The 14,491-nt window shown below is 60.9% G+C and carries 14 protein-coding genes; 7 read left to right on the top strand and 7 right to left on the bottom strand.

Annotated features, from left to right (window positions below; all coding sequences use genetic code 11):
• The 6 genes from dnaA to gyrB all read left to right on the top strand — a co-directional run bounded on the left by dnaA (position 1) and on the right by gyrB (position 7,694).
• On the top strand, positions 1 to 1,425 hold the full coding sequence (gene dnaA / locus WEU32_RS00005) for a chromosomal replication initiator protein DnaA (RefSeq protein WP_312814562.1): 1,425 nt from the start codon (positions 1 to 3) through the stop codon (positions 1,423 to 1,425).
• 211 nt (positions 1,426 to 1,636) lie between these two features.
• Positions 1,637 to 2,755, top strand: coding sequence for a DNA polymerase III subunit beta (gene dnaN, locus WEU32_RS00010; protein ID WP_406852417.1), 1,119 nt, complete (start codon positions 1,637 to 1,639; stop codon positions 2,753 to 2,755).
• Between the two features lie 273 nt (positions 2,756 to 3,028).
• Entirely contained in the window at positions 3,029 to 3,322 is a 294-nt protein-coding gene (locus WEU32_RS00015) for a hypothetical protein (protein ID WP_406852418.1), read from the top strand.
• Between the two features lie 79 nt (positions 3,323 to 3,401).
• The gene (locus WEU32_RS00020) at positions 3,402 to 3,875 is read left to right on the top strand and encodes a hypothetical protein (protein ID WP_406852419.1); all 474 of its coding nucleotides are present in this window, start codon (positions 3,402 to 3,404) and stop codon (positions 3,873 to 3,875) included.
• Between the two features lie 90 nt (positions 3,876 to 3,965).
• Positions 3,966 to 5,093 carry a DNA replication/repair protein RecF gene (gene recF / locus WEU32_RS00025; protein WP_406852420.1) on the top strand — a complete coding sequence of 376 codons (1,128 nt, stop codon included), beginning with the start codon at positions 3,966 to 3,968 and terminating at the stop codon, positions 5,091 to 5,093.
• Between the two features lie 171 nt (positions 5,094 to 5,264).
• Positions 5,265 to 7,694 carry a DNA topoisomerase (ATP-hydrolyzing) subunit B gene (gyrB, locus tag WEU32_RS00030; protein ID WP_312138462.1) on the top strand — a complete coding sequence of 810 codons (2,430 nt, stop codon included), beginning with the start codon at positions 5,265 to 5,267 and terminating at the stop codon, positions 7,692 to 7,694.
• A gap of 133 nt (positions 7,695 to 7,827) precedes the next feature.
• On the opposite strand, the gene WEU32_RS00035 is transcribed toward gyrB, so the two are convergent.
• The 4 genes from WEU32_RS00035 to WEU32_RS00050 form a co-directional block, all read right to left on the bottom strand.
• Positions 7,828 to 8,037, bottom strand: coding sequence for a cold-shock protein (locus WEU32_RS00035; RefSeq protein WP_167176007.1), 210 nt, complete (start codon positions 8,035 to 8,037; stop codon positions 7,828 to 7,830).
• A 179-nt stretch (positions 8,038 to 8,216) separates the two neighbouring features.
• Complete coding sequence (locus WEU32_RS00040; protein WP_312138464.1) at positions 8,217 to 9,164, bottom strand: alpha/beta hydrolase; 948 nt, start codon at positions 9,162 to 9,164, stop codon at positions 8,217 to 8,219.
• 35 nt (positions 9,165 to 9,199) lie between these two features.
• Entirely contained in the window at positions 9,200 to 10,105 is a 906-nt protein-coding gene (locus WEU32_RS00045) for a class I SAM-dependent methyltransferase (RefSeq protein ID WP_406852421.1), read from the bottom strand.
• A gap of 85 nt (positions 10,106 to 10,190) precedes the next feature.
• Positions 10,191 to 11,006, bottom strand: coding sequence for a class I SAM-dependent methyltransferase (locus tag WEU32_RS00050; RefSeq protein WP_406852422.1), 816 nt, complete (start codon positions 11,004 to 11,006; stop codon positions 10,191 to 10,193).
• A 254-nt stretch (positions 11,007 to 11,260) separates the two neighbouring features.
• On the opposite strand from WEU32_RS00050, the gene WEU32_RS00055 reads away from it, so the two are divergent.
• Positions 11,261 to 11,719, top strand: a complete 459-nt coding sequence (locus WEU32_RS00055) for an Hsp20 family protein (RefSeq protein WP_406852423.1) — start codon at positions 11,261 to 11,263, stop codon at positions 11,717 to 11,719.
• Positions 11,720 to 11,793: 74 nt separating this feature from the next.
• Here the strand turns inward: WEU32_RS00055 and WEU32_RS00060 are convergent, their stop codons facing one another.
• The 3 genes from WEU32_RS00060 to gpmA are packed head-to-tail and all read right to left on the bottom strand — an operon-like array spanning position 11,794 to position 14,481.
• Entirely contained in the window at positions 11,794 to 13,074 is a 1,281-nt protein-coding gene (locus WEU32_RS00060) for a pentapeptide repeat-containing protein (protein WP_312138472.1), read from the bottom strand.
• A 44-nt stretch (positions 13,075 to 13,118) separates the two neighbouring features.
• Positions 13,119 to 13,754: a bifunctional diaminohydroxyphosphoribosylaminopyrimidine deaminase/5-amino-6-(5-phosphoribosylamino)uracil reductase RibD gene (ribD, locus tag WEU32_RS00065; RefSeq protein WP_312138474.1), complete on the bottom strand. Its 636-nt coding sequence runs from the start codon at positions 13,752 to 13,754 to the stop codon at positions 13,119 to 13,121.
• Positions 13,755 to 13,767: 13 nt separating this feature from the next.
• On the bottom strand, positions 13,768 to 14,481 hold the full coding sequence (gpmA, locus tag WEU32_RS00070) for a 2,3-diphosphoglycerate-dependent phosphoglycerate mutase (RefSeq protein ID WP_406852424.1): 714 nt from the start codon (positions 14,479 to 14,481) through the stop codon (positions 13,768 to 13,770).
• Positions 14,482 to 14,491: the final 10 nt, after the last annotated feature.

The following is a 14,491-nucleotide window of genomic DNA, read 5'->3' on the forward strand; positions in this document are numbered from 1 at the left end:
ATGGGGCAGATGACCGATCCGGACCGGATTTGGACAGAAGCAGCTGATCGCTTGAAAGCGGAAATCGGCGATGGGCCCTATAGTTCGTATATCGCGCCTTCAGCGGTACGCGTGGACGGACAGGGTAATCTTATTCTGGTGACCCCGACCGCCTATGCGCGGGACTGGGTTCGTCAAAATGCGCTGCGTCGCATGAATGAACTGTGGCTGGGCCTTGATGGCCTGTCGCGCCGTCTGGATGTGCGTTGCCGCGCCGAGGTGGGTTCGGTCCTGCCGTCGTCGGCACGCGAAGTGCCGCGTCTGAACTCTATCAGCACGGCTCCGGCACCTGCGCCGGTCGCACCGACCTTTGCCGCCTCTGCCGACAGCGCCCGCGCTGTTCGCGCCGCTGGTCTGCAAGAACGTCTGACCTTTGACACCTTTGTCGAAGGTCACGGTAACGCCTTTGCTCTGGCCATCGCCAAGCAGGTCGCCTCTTGGGCCGATGGCCATTTCAATCCGGTATTCTTCTGTGGCCCGTACGGCTACGGCAAGACCCACCTGTTGAACGCCATCGCCTGGGAAGCCCAGCGTCTGCGCCCCAATGCCAAGGTAGTCTATCTGACCGCTGAGCGCTTCCTGTCGACCTTTGTGCGCGCCATGCAAGACCGCTCGACCGCGGCCTTCAAGGAAAGCCTGCGCTCGGCCGACATGCTGCTGATCGACGACGTCCAGTTCGTGGGCGGCAAGGCTTCCACCCAGGAAGAGCTGCTGAACACCCTGACCTCGCTGATCGAGGACGGCAAACGTATCGTTCTATCGGCTGACCGCGCGCCGGTGGCCCTGACCGATATCGAACCGCGCCTGCGCAGCCATCTGGCCGCCGGTCTGACCTGCCCGGTCGAAGCGGCTGACCGCACCCTCAAGGTGGCCGTCGCCCAAAACCGTCTGCGCTCGCTGGCTAAGCTGGGTGTCGTGGCGGGCGAGGCTCGCCCCGAAGTGCTGGAACATCTGGTGGAACGCACGCCCGGTTCGATGCGCGAACTAGAAGGTGCCGTAAACACTCTGGCCGCCGTGGCCGGTTCGCGCCTTTCGACCCTGACCGTCGAAGACGTGCAATCACTGCTGGGCACCGCCATGCGTGGTGGCCCAGAGCGTCGCATCACCGTCGACGAAATCCAGAAGACGGTGTCCGAGCATTTCAACCTGAAACAGGCCGATCTGCTGAGCGAGCGCCGCACCCGTGCGATTGCCCGTCCGCGCCAAATCGCCATGTATCTGTGCAAGCAACACACCACCCGTTCCTATCCGGATATCGGTCGTCGTTTCGGCGGTCGTGACCACACCACGGTCCTGCACGGTGTGCGCAAGATCGAAGAGCTGCTGACGCAGGACGAACAAATCGCCCGTGACGTCGAGGCCCTGACGCGCAAGCTGCGCGGATAAAACAGGAAGTGACGCGCAAACTGCGCGGCCAAGACCACTAAAACTAGAAAACCGCGTCTTAGGGCGCGGTTTTTTCGTATCTGGCCTGTGGATTTCGGGGGAAGCTGGCGCATTAGCGCGCTGGACCGTTGCGGCGGACGCGCAATCCGCTAGTGTCATCCCCTATACATTCGATCGGGTGCTTATCCTGATCGCGACCGGGCGAGACCACATGCAGCTGACTATCGAACGTTCCGCGCTTCTTCGTGCCTTGGGCCACGTCCAAAGTGTGGTCGAGCGTCGCAACACCATTCCGATCCTGTCGAACGTACTGCTGACGGCGGGCCGTGACCGTCTGTCGTTCGCCGCAACCGATCTCGACATGGAAATGGTCGACGAGGCCGAGGCACAGGTGAATGTCGAGGGCCAGATTACAGCCCCGGCCCACACTCTTTATGAAATCGTCCGCAAGCTTCCGGACGGTGCCGAGGTCAGCCTGTCCTATTCGGGCGACGACCCCCGTCTGGTGGTCGCTGCCGGCCGTTCGCGCTTTAATCTGCCGGTCCTACCGGCGGGCGACTTCCCTGTGATGTCCAACGAAGCCACGGGCGTGCGCTATACTCTTCCCAAGGAAGATTTGGCTCGACTGATCGACAAGACCCGTTTCGCCGTCTCGACCGAAGAGACGCGCTATTATCTGAACGGCCTTTACCTTCACACCGTATCGGATGGCGGCATCCCGCTTCTGCGTACCGTTGCGACCGACGGTCACCGTCTGGCTCTGGCCGAGACACCGGCCCCTGAAGGCGCTGCGGGTGGTCCGGGCGTCATCGTACCGCGCAAGACCGTCGATCAGGTCCGCCGTCTGCTGGATGATGGCGCAGGTCCGGTCGAGGTTCAGGTATCAAGCCAGAAAATCCGTTTCGAGTTCGGCGAAGCCAGCCTGACCTCCAAGGTTATCGACGGCGCCTTCCCCGACTATCTGCGCGTTATCCCGAAGGGCAATGACAAGCAGGCCGATATCGACAACAGCCTGTTCGCCAAGGCCGTTGACCGCGTGGCCACCATCTCGGCCGAGAAGAGCCGCTCGGTGAAACTGGCCTTCGACAATGACCGCGTGAAACTGACCGTGCGCAATATGGAAGCCGGTCAGGCCGAGGAAGAAGTCGAAATCGGCTATTCGGACGAACCGTTCGAAATCGGCTTCAACGCCCGCTATCTGTTGGACGTCGCCGGTCAGATCACCGGTGAAATCGCCACGTTCAAATTCGCCGATCCGGCCAGCCCGACCCTCGTGCTCGATCCGGCAGACGTCGGCGTCCAATATGTGCTGATGCCGCTGCGCGTCTAAGCTGCTGTAACATACTGAATCTCAAAGCCCCATGGTTATATCATGGGGCTTTTTGCTGTAGGCCACAGGCTTAAGATCATAAGGACGATCTCGGGGGAGATATTGATGCAGCCGATCCAGTTTAGCTCTGGCCGCCTCGTTTATGGCGCACTGATCATCTGTGGCTTTCTGACAGATATCCTTCTTATGAGCTTCTTCGGGCATTACGCTCCCATTAGGCTCATTGCTGTGATGCTGCCATCAGCGCTTTTCATCCTTGGTATTTTCGGGCTCATGCGCCCACGCCTTGTTACTCTGGATGCCCACAGGCTGACACTGCGCCCGACCTTTGGCCGACAACAGCACTGGACACGTCCCCAGATCGTCAATGTAGAAGAGATTGTCTCGCCCCCGTTTGCCGCCCTTATTGCGCGTGTGAAGGACGACAGCGGCAAGCCCCGCGCCATCACCCTCTCAAGCAGGCTTGCACTGGCAGGATTGGGCGTTCGTCAGGAAGGGCGCGAGGTGGGGATCATGCCCTCCTCACGGCTTTCGCTGGTTCAGGCATGGCTCAAAGACGCACTCTAATCCCGATCCGGCCGATTTGAGCCCCATCCTTCATGGGCTATAAGCCGCCCCTGTTCCCCGTGCGTGAAAGTTCTGCTGCGTGACCGCCCAAACATCTCCTCTGCGCGTCTTTCGGGCCAAACGTCCTAACATCATCCGCTCTGCCGTCAGCCTCGTGATGCTGGGGCTGGCGAGTATGATGTTTCTGGAAGCAGACAGCCTCATGCTGCGCGGCCTGAGCTGGGCCAGTATTGCATTTACACTTGTCGTAATCGTTCGCCTTACCGTTCGTTTCATCGCCGCGCGCGATGTCACTGTGACCGAAAAAGGCTTCTGGCTCGGTCGTGGAAACTTCATTGCCTGGGACAAGGTGCTGCGCTTTGGAACTCTCGATATGAAGCGTCAGTCGTTTGTGGTTTTCACTCTGGTCACGCCGCCAGAGCGTAGCGGCATGGACCGTATGCGTCTTCGCGGCCTACCGACCGATATAACCGGCTATCTCCCTGCGATGGTCGATGCCTCGGTGCCCGAGGTTCTCGACTATATGAACCGCACAAAACGCCAGTACGGCTGAGTGCTGCGCGCTTGCAGAGTGCGCGATCGGCTTGGCACCCATGACCGCTTCCTCTAACTGTCTCTCGACCCTACGGCACGAGCGCACAGATTGAGCCTTACCTCTCTCGCCATTACCGATTTCCGCTCTTACGGCGCGTCCCGTCTGGATTTATCCGGCGGGCCTGTGGTGCTGTACGGGCCCAATGGCTCGGGCAAGACCAATCTGCTGGAGGCCATCAGCCTTCTGACCCCCGGCAAAGGGTTGCGCGGGGCCACTGCAGTCGAAATGGGCCGGCGCGAACCCGGCGAGCCTATGGGTCGTCCGTGGGGCATTGCCGCTACGCTAGATACGGCTGACGGCGAGGTCAGGATCGGCACCGGCGTTCAGACCATGGGCCTGTCTGCCCGCCGGATCGTGCGTATTGACGGCGAGACGGCACAACCGGGTCGGATGCTGGATCATTTGCGCCCCGTCTGGGCCACCCCCGAGCAAGATCGTTTGTTTTCCGATGCCCGCGCCGATCGCCTGAAATTTTTCGATCGGCTGGTCTTCGCTGCCCATCCCGACCATGCGGCGGTGATCTCCAACTATGAGAAAGCCCTGCGCGAACGTATTCGCCTGCTCAGCAACGAAGATATACGTCCCGATCCCTTATGGCTGGATGCCCTTGAGGCCCGCCTGTCAGAAGCAGGCGCACGCGCCGCGATCAATCGGGTAGACGCCCTTAAAGCCTTACAAGACGGTATCGATGCCCGTGCCGATCGTCCCTTCCCGCAGGCAGACCTTGGTCTGGAAGGCGTAGCCGAACAGATGGCGCTGGACGGAACCGACGAGGCCGACATTCTGTCCATGCTGGGCGAGGGTTTTGTCCGCGCCCGCGCCCGTGACGGAGCCGCTGGTCGCAGCCTGTTTGGCCCACACCGCACCGACCTGACCGCCATTCACCGCGAAAAGATGCGCCCCGCCGCCGAAGGGTCATCGGGCGAGCAAAAGGCGCTGGTTCTGAACCTGATCCTGGCCCAGACCGCCCGTTTGGCCGAAGGCACCGCCCGTCCGGTTCTGCTGTTGGACGAAGCCCCCGCACATCTTGACGAGGCCCGCCGCGCCGCCCTGTTCGACGAGATCGAGATGCTGGGCCTACAAGCCTTTATGACCGGCACAGAGCGCGACCTTTTTTCCGCCCTCGAAGGCCGTGCACAGTTCGTCAGCGTCAGCCCGCTCGGCCTGACCCTGTAGGCGACAAAGCCCCTTGCGATTTCCCCGTTCAAAAGCCTTCAAAGGATGGCTTTTTGCTAGGAAATTCCTATATATTGGATGTTTCGTGGCGTTCTGATTTGCGCCACGAAGATGGCGGCCCAACCGCCGCCTTTTTCCTGTCCGACCCACGGACCCTGAGCCGATTTTTTCATGACCGAACAGACCGCTCCCGCGCCAGAGTACGGCGCCGATTCCATCAAGGTTCTCAAAGGCCTGGATGCCGTGCGCAAGCGCCCCGGCATGTATATCGGTGACACGGATGACGGCTCGGGCCTGCACCACATGGTCTATGAGGTGGTGGACAACGCCATCGACGAGGCCCTTGCTGGTCACGCCGATCTGGTCACCGTCACCCTGAATGCCGACGGTTCGTGCACAGTCACCGATAATGGTCGCGGTATTCCGGTGGGCATCCACGAGGAAGAAGGCGTTTCGGCCGCAGAGGTCATCATGACCCAGCTGCACGCCGGCGGTAAGTTCGACCAGAACTCCTATAAGGTCTCGGGCGGTCTGCACGGCGTAGGCGTTTCGGTTGTGAACGCCCTGTCGGACTATCTGGAACTGGTCATCTATCGTGATGGCAAGAAGCACCACATGCGCTTCGAGCGCGGTGACACCGTCAAGTCGCTGGAAGTCGTCGGCGATGCGCCGATGCGCGAGGACGGCAGCCGTCTTCTGACCGGCACAGAAGTGACCTTCTTCCCGTCGATCACGACCTTCAAATTCATCGATTTCGACCTCAAGACGCTGGAACACCGCCTGCGCGAAATGGCGTTCCTGAACTCGGGCGTAGTCATTAAGCTGCGCGATAATCGCCCTGTCGAGCCGGTTGAAATTCTTCTGCACTATGAAGGCGGCGTTGAGTCCTTCGTACGCCACCTCGACAAGTCCAAGACCAGCGTCCTCAAGGATCCGATCATCATCAAGGGTGCCAAGGACGGCATCGAGGTGGATTGCGCTCTGTGGTGGAATGACAGCTATCACGAGACGATGCTGTGCTTCACCAACAACATCAACCAGCGTGATGGCGGCACCCACTTGTCGGCCTTCCGCGCCTCGCTGACCCGCGTGATGGGGGCCTATATCGAGAGCTCGGGTCTGGCCAAAAAAGAGAAAGTCTCGCCCACCGGCGAGGACGCCCGCGAAGGCCTGACCTGCGTCCTGTCGGTCAAGGTTCCCGATCCCAAATTCAGCTCGCAGACCAAGGACAAACTGGTCTCCTCCGAAGTGCGCCCGGCCGTTGAAAGCCTGTGCACCGAAGGTCTATCCACCTGGTTCGAAGAACACCCTGCAGAAGCCAAGATGATCGTCTCCAAGATCATCGAAGCCGCCTCGGCCCGCGAAGCCGCCCGCAAGGCCCGCGACCTGACCCGCCGCAAGTCGGCACTGGAAATCAGCTCGCTGCCGGGCAAGCTGGCCGACTGTCAGGAGCGCGATCCGGCCAAGGCCGAACTGTTCATCGTCGAGGGTGACTCCGCAGGTGGCTCGGCCAAACAGGCCCGCAACCGCGAGAACCAGGCCGTCCTTCCTCTGCGCGGCAAGATCCTGAACGTCGAGCGCGCCCGTTTTGACCGTATGCTGTCATCCGACACCATCGGCACGCTTATTCTGGCGCTGGGCACCGGCATTGGCCGCGACGATTTCGACGCCGACAAGCTGCGCTATCATAAGATCATCCTGATGGCCGACGCCGACGTCGACGGCGCGCACATCCGTACGCTGCTGTTGACCTTCTTCTATCGCCAGATGCCGGAACTGATCGAGCGCGGTCACGTCTATATCGCCCAACCGCCCCTCTATAAGGTCTCCAAGGGCAAGCAGCACCGCTACATCAAGGACCAGCCGGAAATGGACGCCTACCTCATCGAGGAAGGGTGTTCGGACGCCTCTCTGGAAACCTCGTCGGGTGAAGTGCGCGCCGGTATGGACCTGCAGGAGCTGGTTCGCGAAGCCAAGGCCTTCAAAGCAGGCGTTGACCGTCTGGCCACCCGCGCCCCGGCCTTTACCATCGAACAAGGTGCCCTTTCGGGCCTGTTTGACGAGAATGGCGGTGACCTGCTGGAACGCGCCCTGCGCACAGCCGAACGCCTGAACCTTTATAACGAAGAAGGTGACGGTCCGTGGTCGGGTGAACTGGCCCAACAAGGCGGTGTCGCCTTTAGCCGTGTGCGCCGCGCGGTCAGCGAGACAGTTGTTCTTGACGAAACCCTTGGCCGTTCGATGGATGCCCGACGTCTGGGCGAGCGCGCCATCGCCTTTGACGGCCTGTTTGAAAAACCGGCAACCTTCCGTCGTAGGGACAAGAGCGTAACCATCCGCGGCCCGCTGGACCTGCTAAATGCCGTCCTCGATGCCGGCAAGAAGGGCATTTCGGTTCAACGCTATAAGGGTCTGGGTGAGATGAACCCCGACCAGTTGTGGGAAACCACACTGGACGCCAATGCCCGCACCCTGCTGCAGGTCAAGGTCGAGCACGGCGATGATGCCGACGATCTGTTCGCCAAACTGATGGGCGATGTCGTGGAACCGCGTCGCGAATTCATCCAAGACAATGCTCTGGACGCCGACGTCGACGCCTAAGCCTTCAACCATCAGCCGATTTAGCGCCGGAGCCTTTACAGGCCCGGCGCTTTTTCTTCCTCAGCTCACGCGCACAAAAAAGACCGCCGCGGTTCCCCGCAGCGGCCTTTTAAAAGACGGTATCGTCTTGTGCTTAGTCGACTTGCAGTTGACCAGCCGAAACCTTGCCGCTGCGGCGATCGGTTTCCAGCTCGTAGCTGACGTTCTGGCCGTCATTCAGCGTACGCAGACCAGCAGCTTCAACAGCCGAGATGTGCACGAAGATGTCGTTGCCGCCATCTGCCGGAGCGATGAAACCATAACCCTTGGTCGGGTTGAACCATTTAACGGTGCCGTTAGCCATCTCAATGACCTCCAGTGAATTGGGCACCAAGACCAACTCTTGGCACCGTCGGTCTAGGGGAACGGCAGATCTCAATGCGTCGCAAAGAAGAAAGAGCGCGTTACGCACAGATATCGACACCGAACGTGTGAAGGCTTTAATGGCCTTTCGTCAAGGCCTCTCGTCTCAAAGTTTCACGCTCAAGACGCCGGGGCCACATAATTGGCCATCTCGTCGAACTCGTCGAGGAAGGTCGCGCGATAGGCATCCACCTCCATGATGACTTCGTGCCGCGCTCCGGGAACCTCTACATAGCGCCCGCGTCCCAGACGCCGCGCCGCCCAGCGTGCCGTCTGCTTCCAGACCAATACATCATCGCTGGCCTGTACGACACAGACTGGGACCTTGACGCTTTTTAGGGCCTTGGCCTTGAGCGCCCGTTCACCCGCATCCAGCGCAAAGCCGAGCCAGCCCCAGGTCGGGCCACCGATGGCCAGATGCGGGCAGGCAAACAATTGTTGCTGCCACAAGCCATAGCGCCCGCTATCTGAAGTCAGGGCATTGTCCTGGAACGTATGCGCGAATGGGTCGTCAGCATTGTCCAGCACATAGTCACCGCCCTTGCCGTTACGCAACGCCCAGCGCACAGCCAGCTTCACCGACCACATCGAGCGTTTACCCGTTTTGATGCGCAACATTGGGCTGCTGAGCATCGCACCGGCAAAGCGGTCATCGCCGCCCTGAAGCGTCAACAGATTAAGCACGCCCCCCATGGAATGGCCGACCATGATCCAGGGCTTTGGAGCCTTGTCGGCATAGGCATCCATCAGGCGCGCATAATCATCTAAAAACTCTTCCACCGCACGGGCGTGGCCTTTTAGACGGTCCGGCAACAGGCGGGCCGACAGGCCCTGCCCGCGCCAATCATGCGCCAAGACGCAAAACCCGCGTGCCAGAAAATTACCGATCAGCTCGTAATATTTTTCGATCGGCTCGCTGCGTCCGGTGCTGAGAACCACCGTTCCACGCGGGGTGCGCGCCTGAAGCACACTGGGCCGCCATAGAGCCGCACGCAGTCGCAAGCCCCCCGCTCCACGGAACCAGTCAGCCTCGCCCCCCGGCGGAGGCATGGCACCTGGAACACCCATCAGGGGCGCTTGGGCAGAATGGGGCGACGGACGTGTCACTCGGGTTTCCTGAACTTAAGTGTCATGCGGTCGGACTCGCCGATCGCATCATACTTGCTGTGGTCGAACTCGAAATTAGGCGGCTCGCCAAGAGCCGATGAACGACGCGTCGGCGGCAGGGTTTCCACACCGAACGGGTGGTCCTTGGTGTCTGCGGGATTGGCATTGATTTCAGAAGATTCAACGAACTGGAAACCCGCCTCTTCAGCCAGTTGGCGCAAGAACGCCTCTTGCACATAGCCATTGGCAGCGGCTGGATCCTGATCCTCGTCAGGTCCCAGACGATGTTGCTCAATGCCCAGAATCCCGCCCGGACGCAGGGCTGCAAAAGCATCGGCAAAGGCTTTCTCAGCTAAGCCCGCAGCCATCCACACATGCACATAGCGCATGAACAAGACCATATCGGCTGTGCCCGGCAACTCCAGCACCGGACCGGAACCCAGACCGAAGGCCGAAAACTCGACCTTGCCATACAGTTTCTTGTCGGAATCCAGTCGCGCTTTCAGGGCATTATTGACAGCCACCTGAGCTGGATCTGCGCCTTCGCCTTCGACAAACCCGGCCACGACCAGTTGTCCGTGCCCCTTGTTCAGATAAGGTGCCAAAATATCGGTGTACCAGCCACCACCCGGCCAGAACTCGACCACCTTCATCGACGGCTGCAAGCCAAAGAAACGAAGCGTCTCCATCGGATGGCGCCACTGGTCACGGGCCTTGTCTTCGGCAGAGCGCCACGGCCCTGCCACCGCCCATTCCAGAGTGCCTTCGGGCGGACCGGCCTTGACCGGCTCGGCCGCATCGACCGGCTCGGCTTCTTTTTTACGTCCGCAGGCCGACAGGCCCATCAGGCCAGTGGCGGCGACGCCGGTCAGGAAAAGACGTCTGGATGCAAGATTGATCATAGGTTTACTCCGACCGAACCGGATAACGAGGCCATGACAGTCACCGACGCCGCTACCATCAACCTGTGGCACGGGGATAGGGCCATCATTGGGCCGCGAACGGTTTACGCAAGCGCAGGGTCATACGGTCACTTTCACCAATACTATCTAGGGCCGCCCTTTCCTCGGGTGTCAGGGTGCGCCCTTCTCCCTCGGAGCGGCGTGTCGGCTTCAGCGACCATACACCGAACGGATGGGTACGGGTATCAGCAGGATTGGCATTGATCTCGCTGCGACCATCCAGCTCGAAACCGGCCTGTTTGGCCATATGGATCACCCAGCTTTCAGGCACATAACCTGTAGAGGCCACGCTCGTGACATTGACGCCGTCAACGCTGCGGTGTTGCTCGATAGCCAGAACACCACCGGGTTTCAGCGCCGTGAAGAAAGCCCGTAGATAGGGTTCGACGCGACCGTCAGCCGACCAGTTATGAAAAGCACGCGCTACGACCACCATGTCGGCGGTGCCATCGGCCACGCCCATACTCTCCAGGGGGCGGTTTACCGGCACATAGGTGCCGTCCGTCGCCGTCGCATAGGGCTCAAGAATATTGCGCCACCAACCGGCACGACCCGGCTCGATCTCAACCACGGTCAGACCCGGTTGCAGCCCCCAGAAGGTCAGGGTTTCAAACGGGTGACGCTGGCTGTCGCGCGCGCGATCCGCCTCGGTACGGGCGGGCGAGGCAATCGCCGCCTGTAATTGGGCATCTTCGCCGATAACCGGCATTTCCATCGCCAGTCCCTGGCGGTGCGGCAGGTTTGCCGGAAACTCTGAGGGCGGCAGCGGGGTAGTCTGGGCAATAGCCGAGCCGGCCATCAGAAAGAATGCACCAAGGCTACCAAGGACGAGCGGTCGCATAGGATCTCCGTGTCGTCGAAAAAAGCTTTGGAGGATTGTTAAAGTGCTTCGCGCTGACAGCAAGGCGCAGAAACCTGTTTTTCATCCCCTTGAACCGCAAAAACGGCTTCCTAACTGTTTAATCGAAGGTGCCACTTTCCGGGCCTTCCAGTCTGATCGGGGCCGAATGCGGACCGATAGGACTGAAACCCCAAGCCCGCCGGGGCAAAATCGCCGGCTGGCCCAACCTTGCTGATCCATCAGGAGGATTGCACATGCGTACCTATGATTTCACCCCGCTGATGCGTACCGCTGTCGGTTTTGACCGACTAGCCCGCCAGATCGAAACCGCTGCCCGTACCGGTCAGGAAAACGGCTGGCCGCCCTATAATATCGAAAGCACCGGCGAGGACACCTATCGCATCGAGGTCGCTGTCGCGGGCTTTGCCCCCGAAGAGCTGGATATCGAAGCCAAGGAAAACCTGCTGATCGTCACCGGCAAGAAGACGCCGCAGGATGAAACCGTCCAGCGCACCTTCCTGCATCGCGGTCTGGCTGAACGCGATTTCGAACGTCGCTTCCAACTGGCCGACTATGTGGTGGTCAAGAACGCCGCCCTCAATCACGGCCTGCTCAGCATCGAGCTGAAGCGCGAACTGCCCGAGGCTCTCAAGCCCCGTCGCATCGAGATCGCTGACGGCTCGACCCTGATCGAAAACAAAAAGGCAGCCTAAGGCTCCTTAAAGAACCAAGCGTCCTTCCCTCCAGTGGGCGGTCCTTTTTCGAAAGGGCCGCCTTTCTGTTTGGATCAACCTTCGGCGAGAGCCCTTACCGCGCGTGCATCCATGCCGCGCAGGCCATCCAGTTGGGCATCCGTCAGATTGGCCCCGCGAAGTTGCGCGCCGTGCAGACTGCTGCGGGCCAGATCGGCGCGGGTTAGATTGGCATGGCGCAGATCGGCATTCGACATATCGGCCCCGCGCAGATTGGCACCCGTCAGATCGGCGGGCAGCAGTCGATCCGCAGCTAATAAAAGCGGCCCCATCTGGGCTTCGCGAAGGTCCGAACCATTCAAACGGGCATTGGCCAAACGCGCCCCGCGCAGGTCTGCGCGCCGCAGGTTTACCGATCGCAAGTCGGCACCTTCAAGCTGTGCGCCCTGAAGCTGCACACCTTCCATGTCGAGGCCGTAAAACACCGCCCCCTTGGCCGATAGAGCCGTCAGGTTCAGCCCTGCAATCGTATCAAGGGTTCGCAAGTCTACATTATCAAAGACCGAGGGCTGACCTTCGCGCCCGCCCGTCTCGCACCACCGCGCATGGACGCGCAACATCTCCGCCGCCGGAAGGGCCGCCACCGGCTCTCCTGCCGAGCCCTTGTCGGTCAGCGCGCCTTCCATATTGGCCCCGTCCGTGCGCCACATGGTGGCTTTAACGCCGACCAGTACCGCCCCCGACAGGTCTGCGCCCGATAGGTCCGCGCCGGACAAGTCGGCACCGGCAAGGTCCGCACCCTTGAAACTGGCCTGTTTCAGATTGGCCCGCACCAGTTTGCAGTCCTTCATCACGGCATCGGTAAAATCGGCAGCGATGGCGACAATACCGGTCAGGCGCGATCTTTGAAGATTGGCCCCCGAAAGATTGGCCCCCTGCGCTTGCGTATCGGAACGCTTTTGCGCCTCCACTACCCGAAAGCCCAGCTTGGCATCCGAGGCCGCAATCGTGCCTTCGCGTAGGTCGGCCTCAAACATATCGGCACCCGACAGGTCCGCCCCGCGCAAACAGGCCCCGCGCAGATCGGTGCGGCGCATACTGGCCTCACACAGATCGACATCCTGCATGTCCGCGCCAAAGAAATTAGCATTGTCGAGCTTGGCCCCCGACAGGTTTGCCCCGATCAGACAGGCCGCCGTAAAATCGGCATCGGACAGATTACGTCCGCGCAAATCCAGACCGCTGAGGTCCAGCCACGCAAAAACAGCCCGCGCGCCACCAGGACGCGCCTGCCACAGACGGTCGTGTCTGGCGCAGATCACATCCACCTCAGCCTGGGTCAGCTTGCGGCGTTCTAGGGTCGTATCCTCGTTCATAACCGGACTCTAGGTCGATCAGATTAAGGAAGCTTTGCAGGCATTTACGCGGTTAACAAGCCCGCGGCACGAAGGGCCTCGGCCAGTTGTCCCTCTGGCGTCCAGACACGGGTATAACCCGCCTCGCCCAGACGTCCCAGTTCGGCCTTGAGGTCTGCATTCGGAGAAACGGCAAAACGGGCGTCAAAACCCTGGCCGTCTTCGGAAACGCGCACCATCGGGCGGCCCGTTTCGAGGCGATGCAGGAAGCCTTCGCACAGCGTCAAAGCTTCGGATTCCAGAACACCCGAAGACACTTCCAGCCCTTCTTCACGCAGACGTTCGACACCGCGCCCCGAGGCAAACGGCGACGGGTCAAACGCCCCGATCACCACGCGGGAAATCCCGGCCTCGGTCAGGAAGTGGGCGCAGGACTTACGGCCCGAGGAGCGTGCGCCGCACGGCTCCAGTGTCACATAGGCGGTAGCGCCCTTGGCCGCATCCCCCGCCGCAGGCACAGCCTGTTCCTCGGCATGGGGACGACCGCCAGGAGCCGTCGCCGCCTCGGCCACCACAATGCCATCCTTGACGATGACGCAGCCCACCGCCGGATTGGGCCAGGTCTGACCCATGCGCGCATTGGCCAGCTCAATGGCGCGGCGCATGAAGACAATATCCTGTTCGTGTCCGGCAGTGGTCATGGTCTGGTCGTCCTTAGGCGATCTGCGGCAGGGGCTTGGCGCGGCTGGCATCCAGATAGCGGGCCGAAACCGGCTTCAGATTGGCATCCAGTTCGATGTCCAGCGGGTTGCTGGTCGGGATTTCCACGTCGATGATTTCTTCGTCCGACAGGCCGAACAGCAGCTTGACGATAGCACGCAGCGAGTTGCCATGGGCGGCAATCATCACATCCTCGCCCGCCTTCAGACGCGGTTCGATCTCGGCGTCCCAATAGGGCTGTACGCGGTCCAGCGTGGTCTTCAGGCTTTCGGTGTCCGGAATATCCTTGCCGACATAGCGCTCGTCATTGGCAAAGCTGTATTCGCTGTCGGCATCCAGCGGGGGCGGCGGCACGTCATACGAACGGCGCCAGACCTTGACCTGATCCTCACCGTGCTTGGCCGCTGTCTCGGCCTTGTCCAGACCGGTCAGACCGCCATAGTGGCGCTCGTTCAGACGCCAGTCCTTGATGACCTCGACATCCTTGAGGCCCGCGCTTTCCAGCGCGATATCGCCCGTGCGCATGGCACGGGTCAGGACCGAGGTAAACAGCACCGACGGCTTGAAGCCGGCTTCGGCGATCAGTTCGCCGCCGCGACGCGCCTGCGCCTCGCCTTCGGCAGTCAGATCAACATCGACCCAGCCGGTAAAGCGGTTTTCAAGGTTCCACTGGCTTTGGCCGTGGCGCAGCAGGATCAGTCGCGACATTGAACACTCC

Source organism: Brevundimonas sp. BH3 (assembly GCF_045345115.1).
In the GTDB taxonomy this organism is placed as follows: Bacteria; Pseudomonadota; Alphaproteobacteria; order Caulobacterales; family Caulobacteraceae; genus Brevundimonas.

Coding starts and splice junctions, on each gene's coding strand:
- ribD (WP_312138474.1), bottom strand. CDS start 13,754: ATGACCACTGCCGGACACGAACAGGATATTGTCTTCATGCGCCGCGCC.
- gyrB (WP_312138462.1), top strand. CDS start 5,265: ATGACCGAACAGACCGCTCCCGCGCCAGAGTACGGCGCCGATTCCATC.
- WEU32_RS00055 (WP_406852423.1), top strand. CDS start 11,261: ATGCGTACCTATGATTTCACCCCGCTGATGCGTACCGCTGTCGGTTTT.
- WEU32_RS00045 (WP_406852421.1), bottom strand. CDS start 10,105: ATGATCAATCTTGCATCCAGACGTCTTTTCCTGACCGGCGTCGCCGCC.
- WEU32_RS00050 (WP_406852422.1), bottom strand. CDS start 11,006: ATGCGACCGCTCGTCCTTGGTAGCCTTGGTGCATTCTTTCTGATGGCC.
- dnaA (WP_312814562.1), top strand. CDS start 1: ATGGGGCAGATGACCGATCCGGACCGGATTTGGACAGAAGCAGCTGAT.
- WEU32_RS00040 (WP_312138464.1), bottom strand. CDS start 9,164: ATGGGTGTTCCAGGTGCCATGCCTCCGCCGGGGGGCGAGGCTGACTGG.
- WEU32_RS00015 (WP_406852418.1), top strand. CDS start 3,029: ATGCGCCCACGCCTTGTTACTCTGGATGCCCACAGGCTGACACTGCGC.
- gpmA (WP_406852424.1), bottom strand. CDS start 14,481: ATGTCGCGACTGATCCTGCTGCGCCACGGCCAAAGCCAGTGGAACCTT.
- WEU32_RS00035 (WP_167176007.1), bottom strand. CDS start 8,037: ATGGCTAACGGCACCGTTAAATGGTTCAACCCGACCAAGGGTTATGGT.
- dnaN (WP_406852417.1), top strand. CDS start 1,637: ATGCAGCTGACTATCGAACGTTCCGCGCTTCTTCGTGCCTTGGGCCAC.
- WEU32_RS00060 (WP_312138472.1), bottom strand. CDS start 13,074: ATGAACGAGGATACGACCCTAGAACGCCGCAAGCTGACCCAGGCTGAG.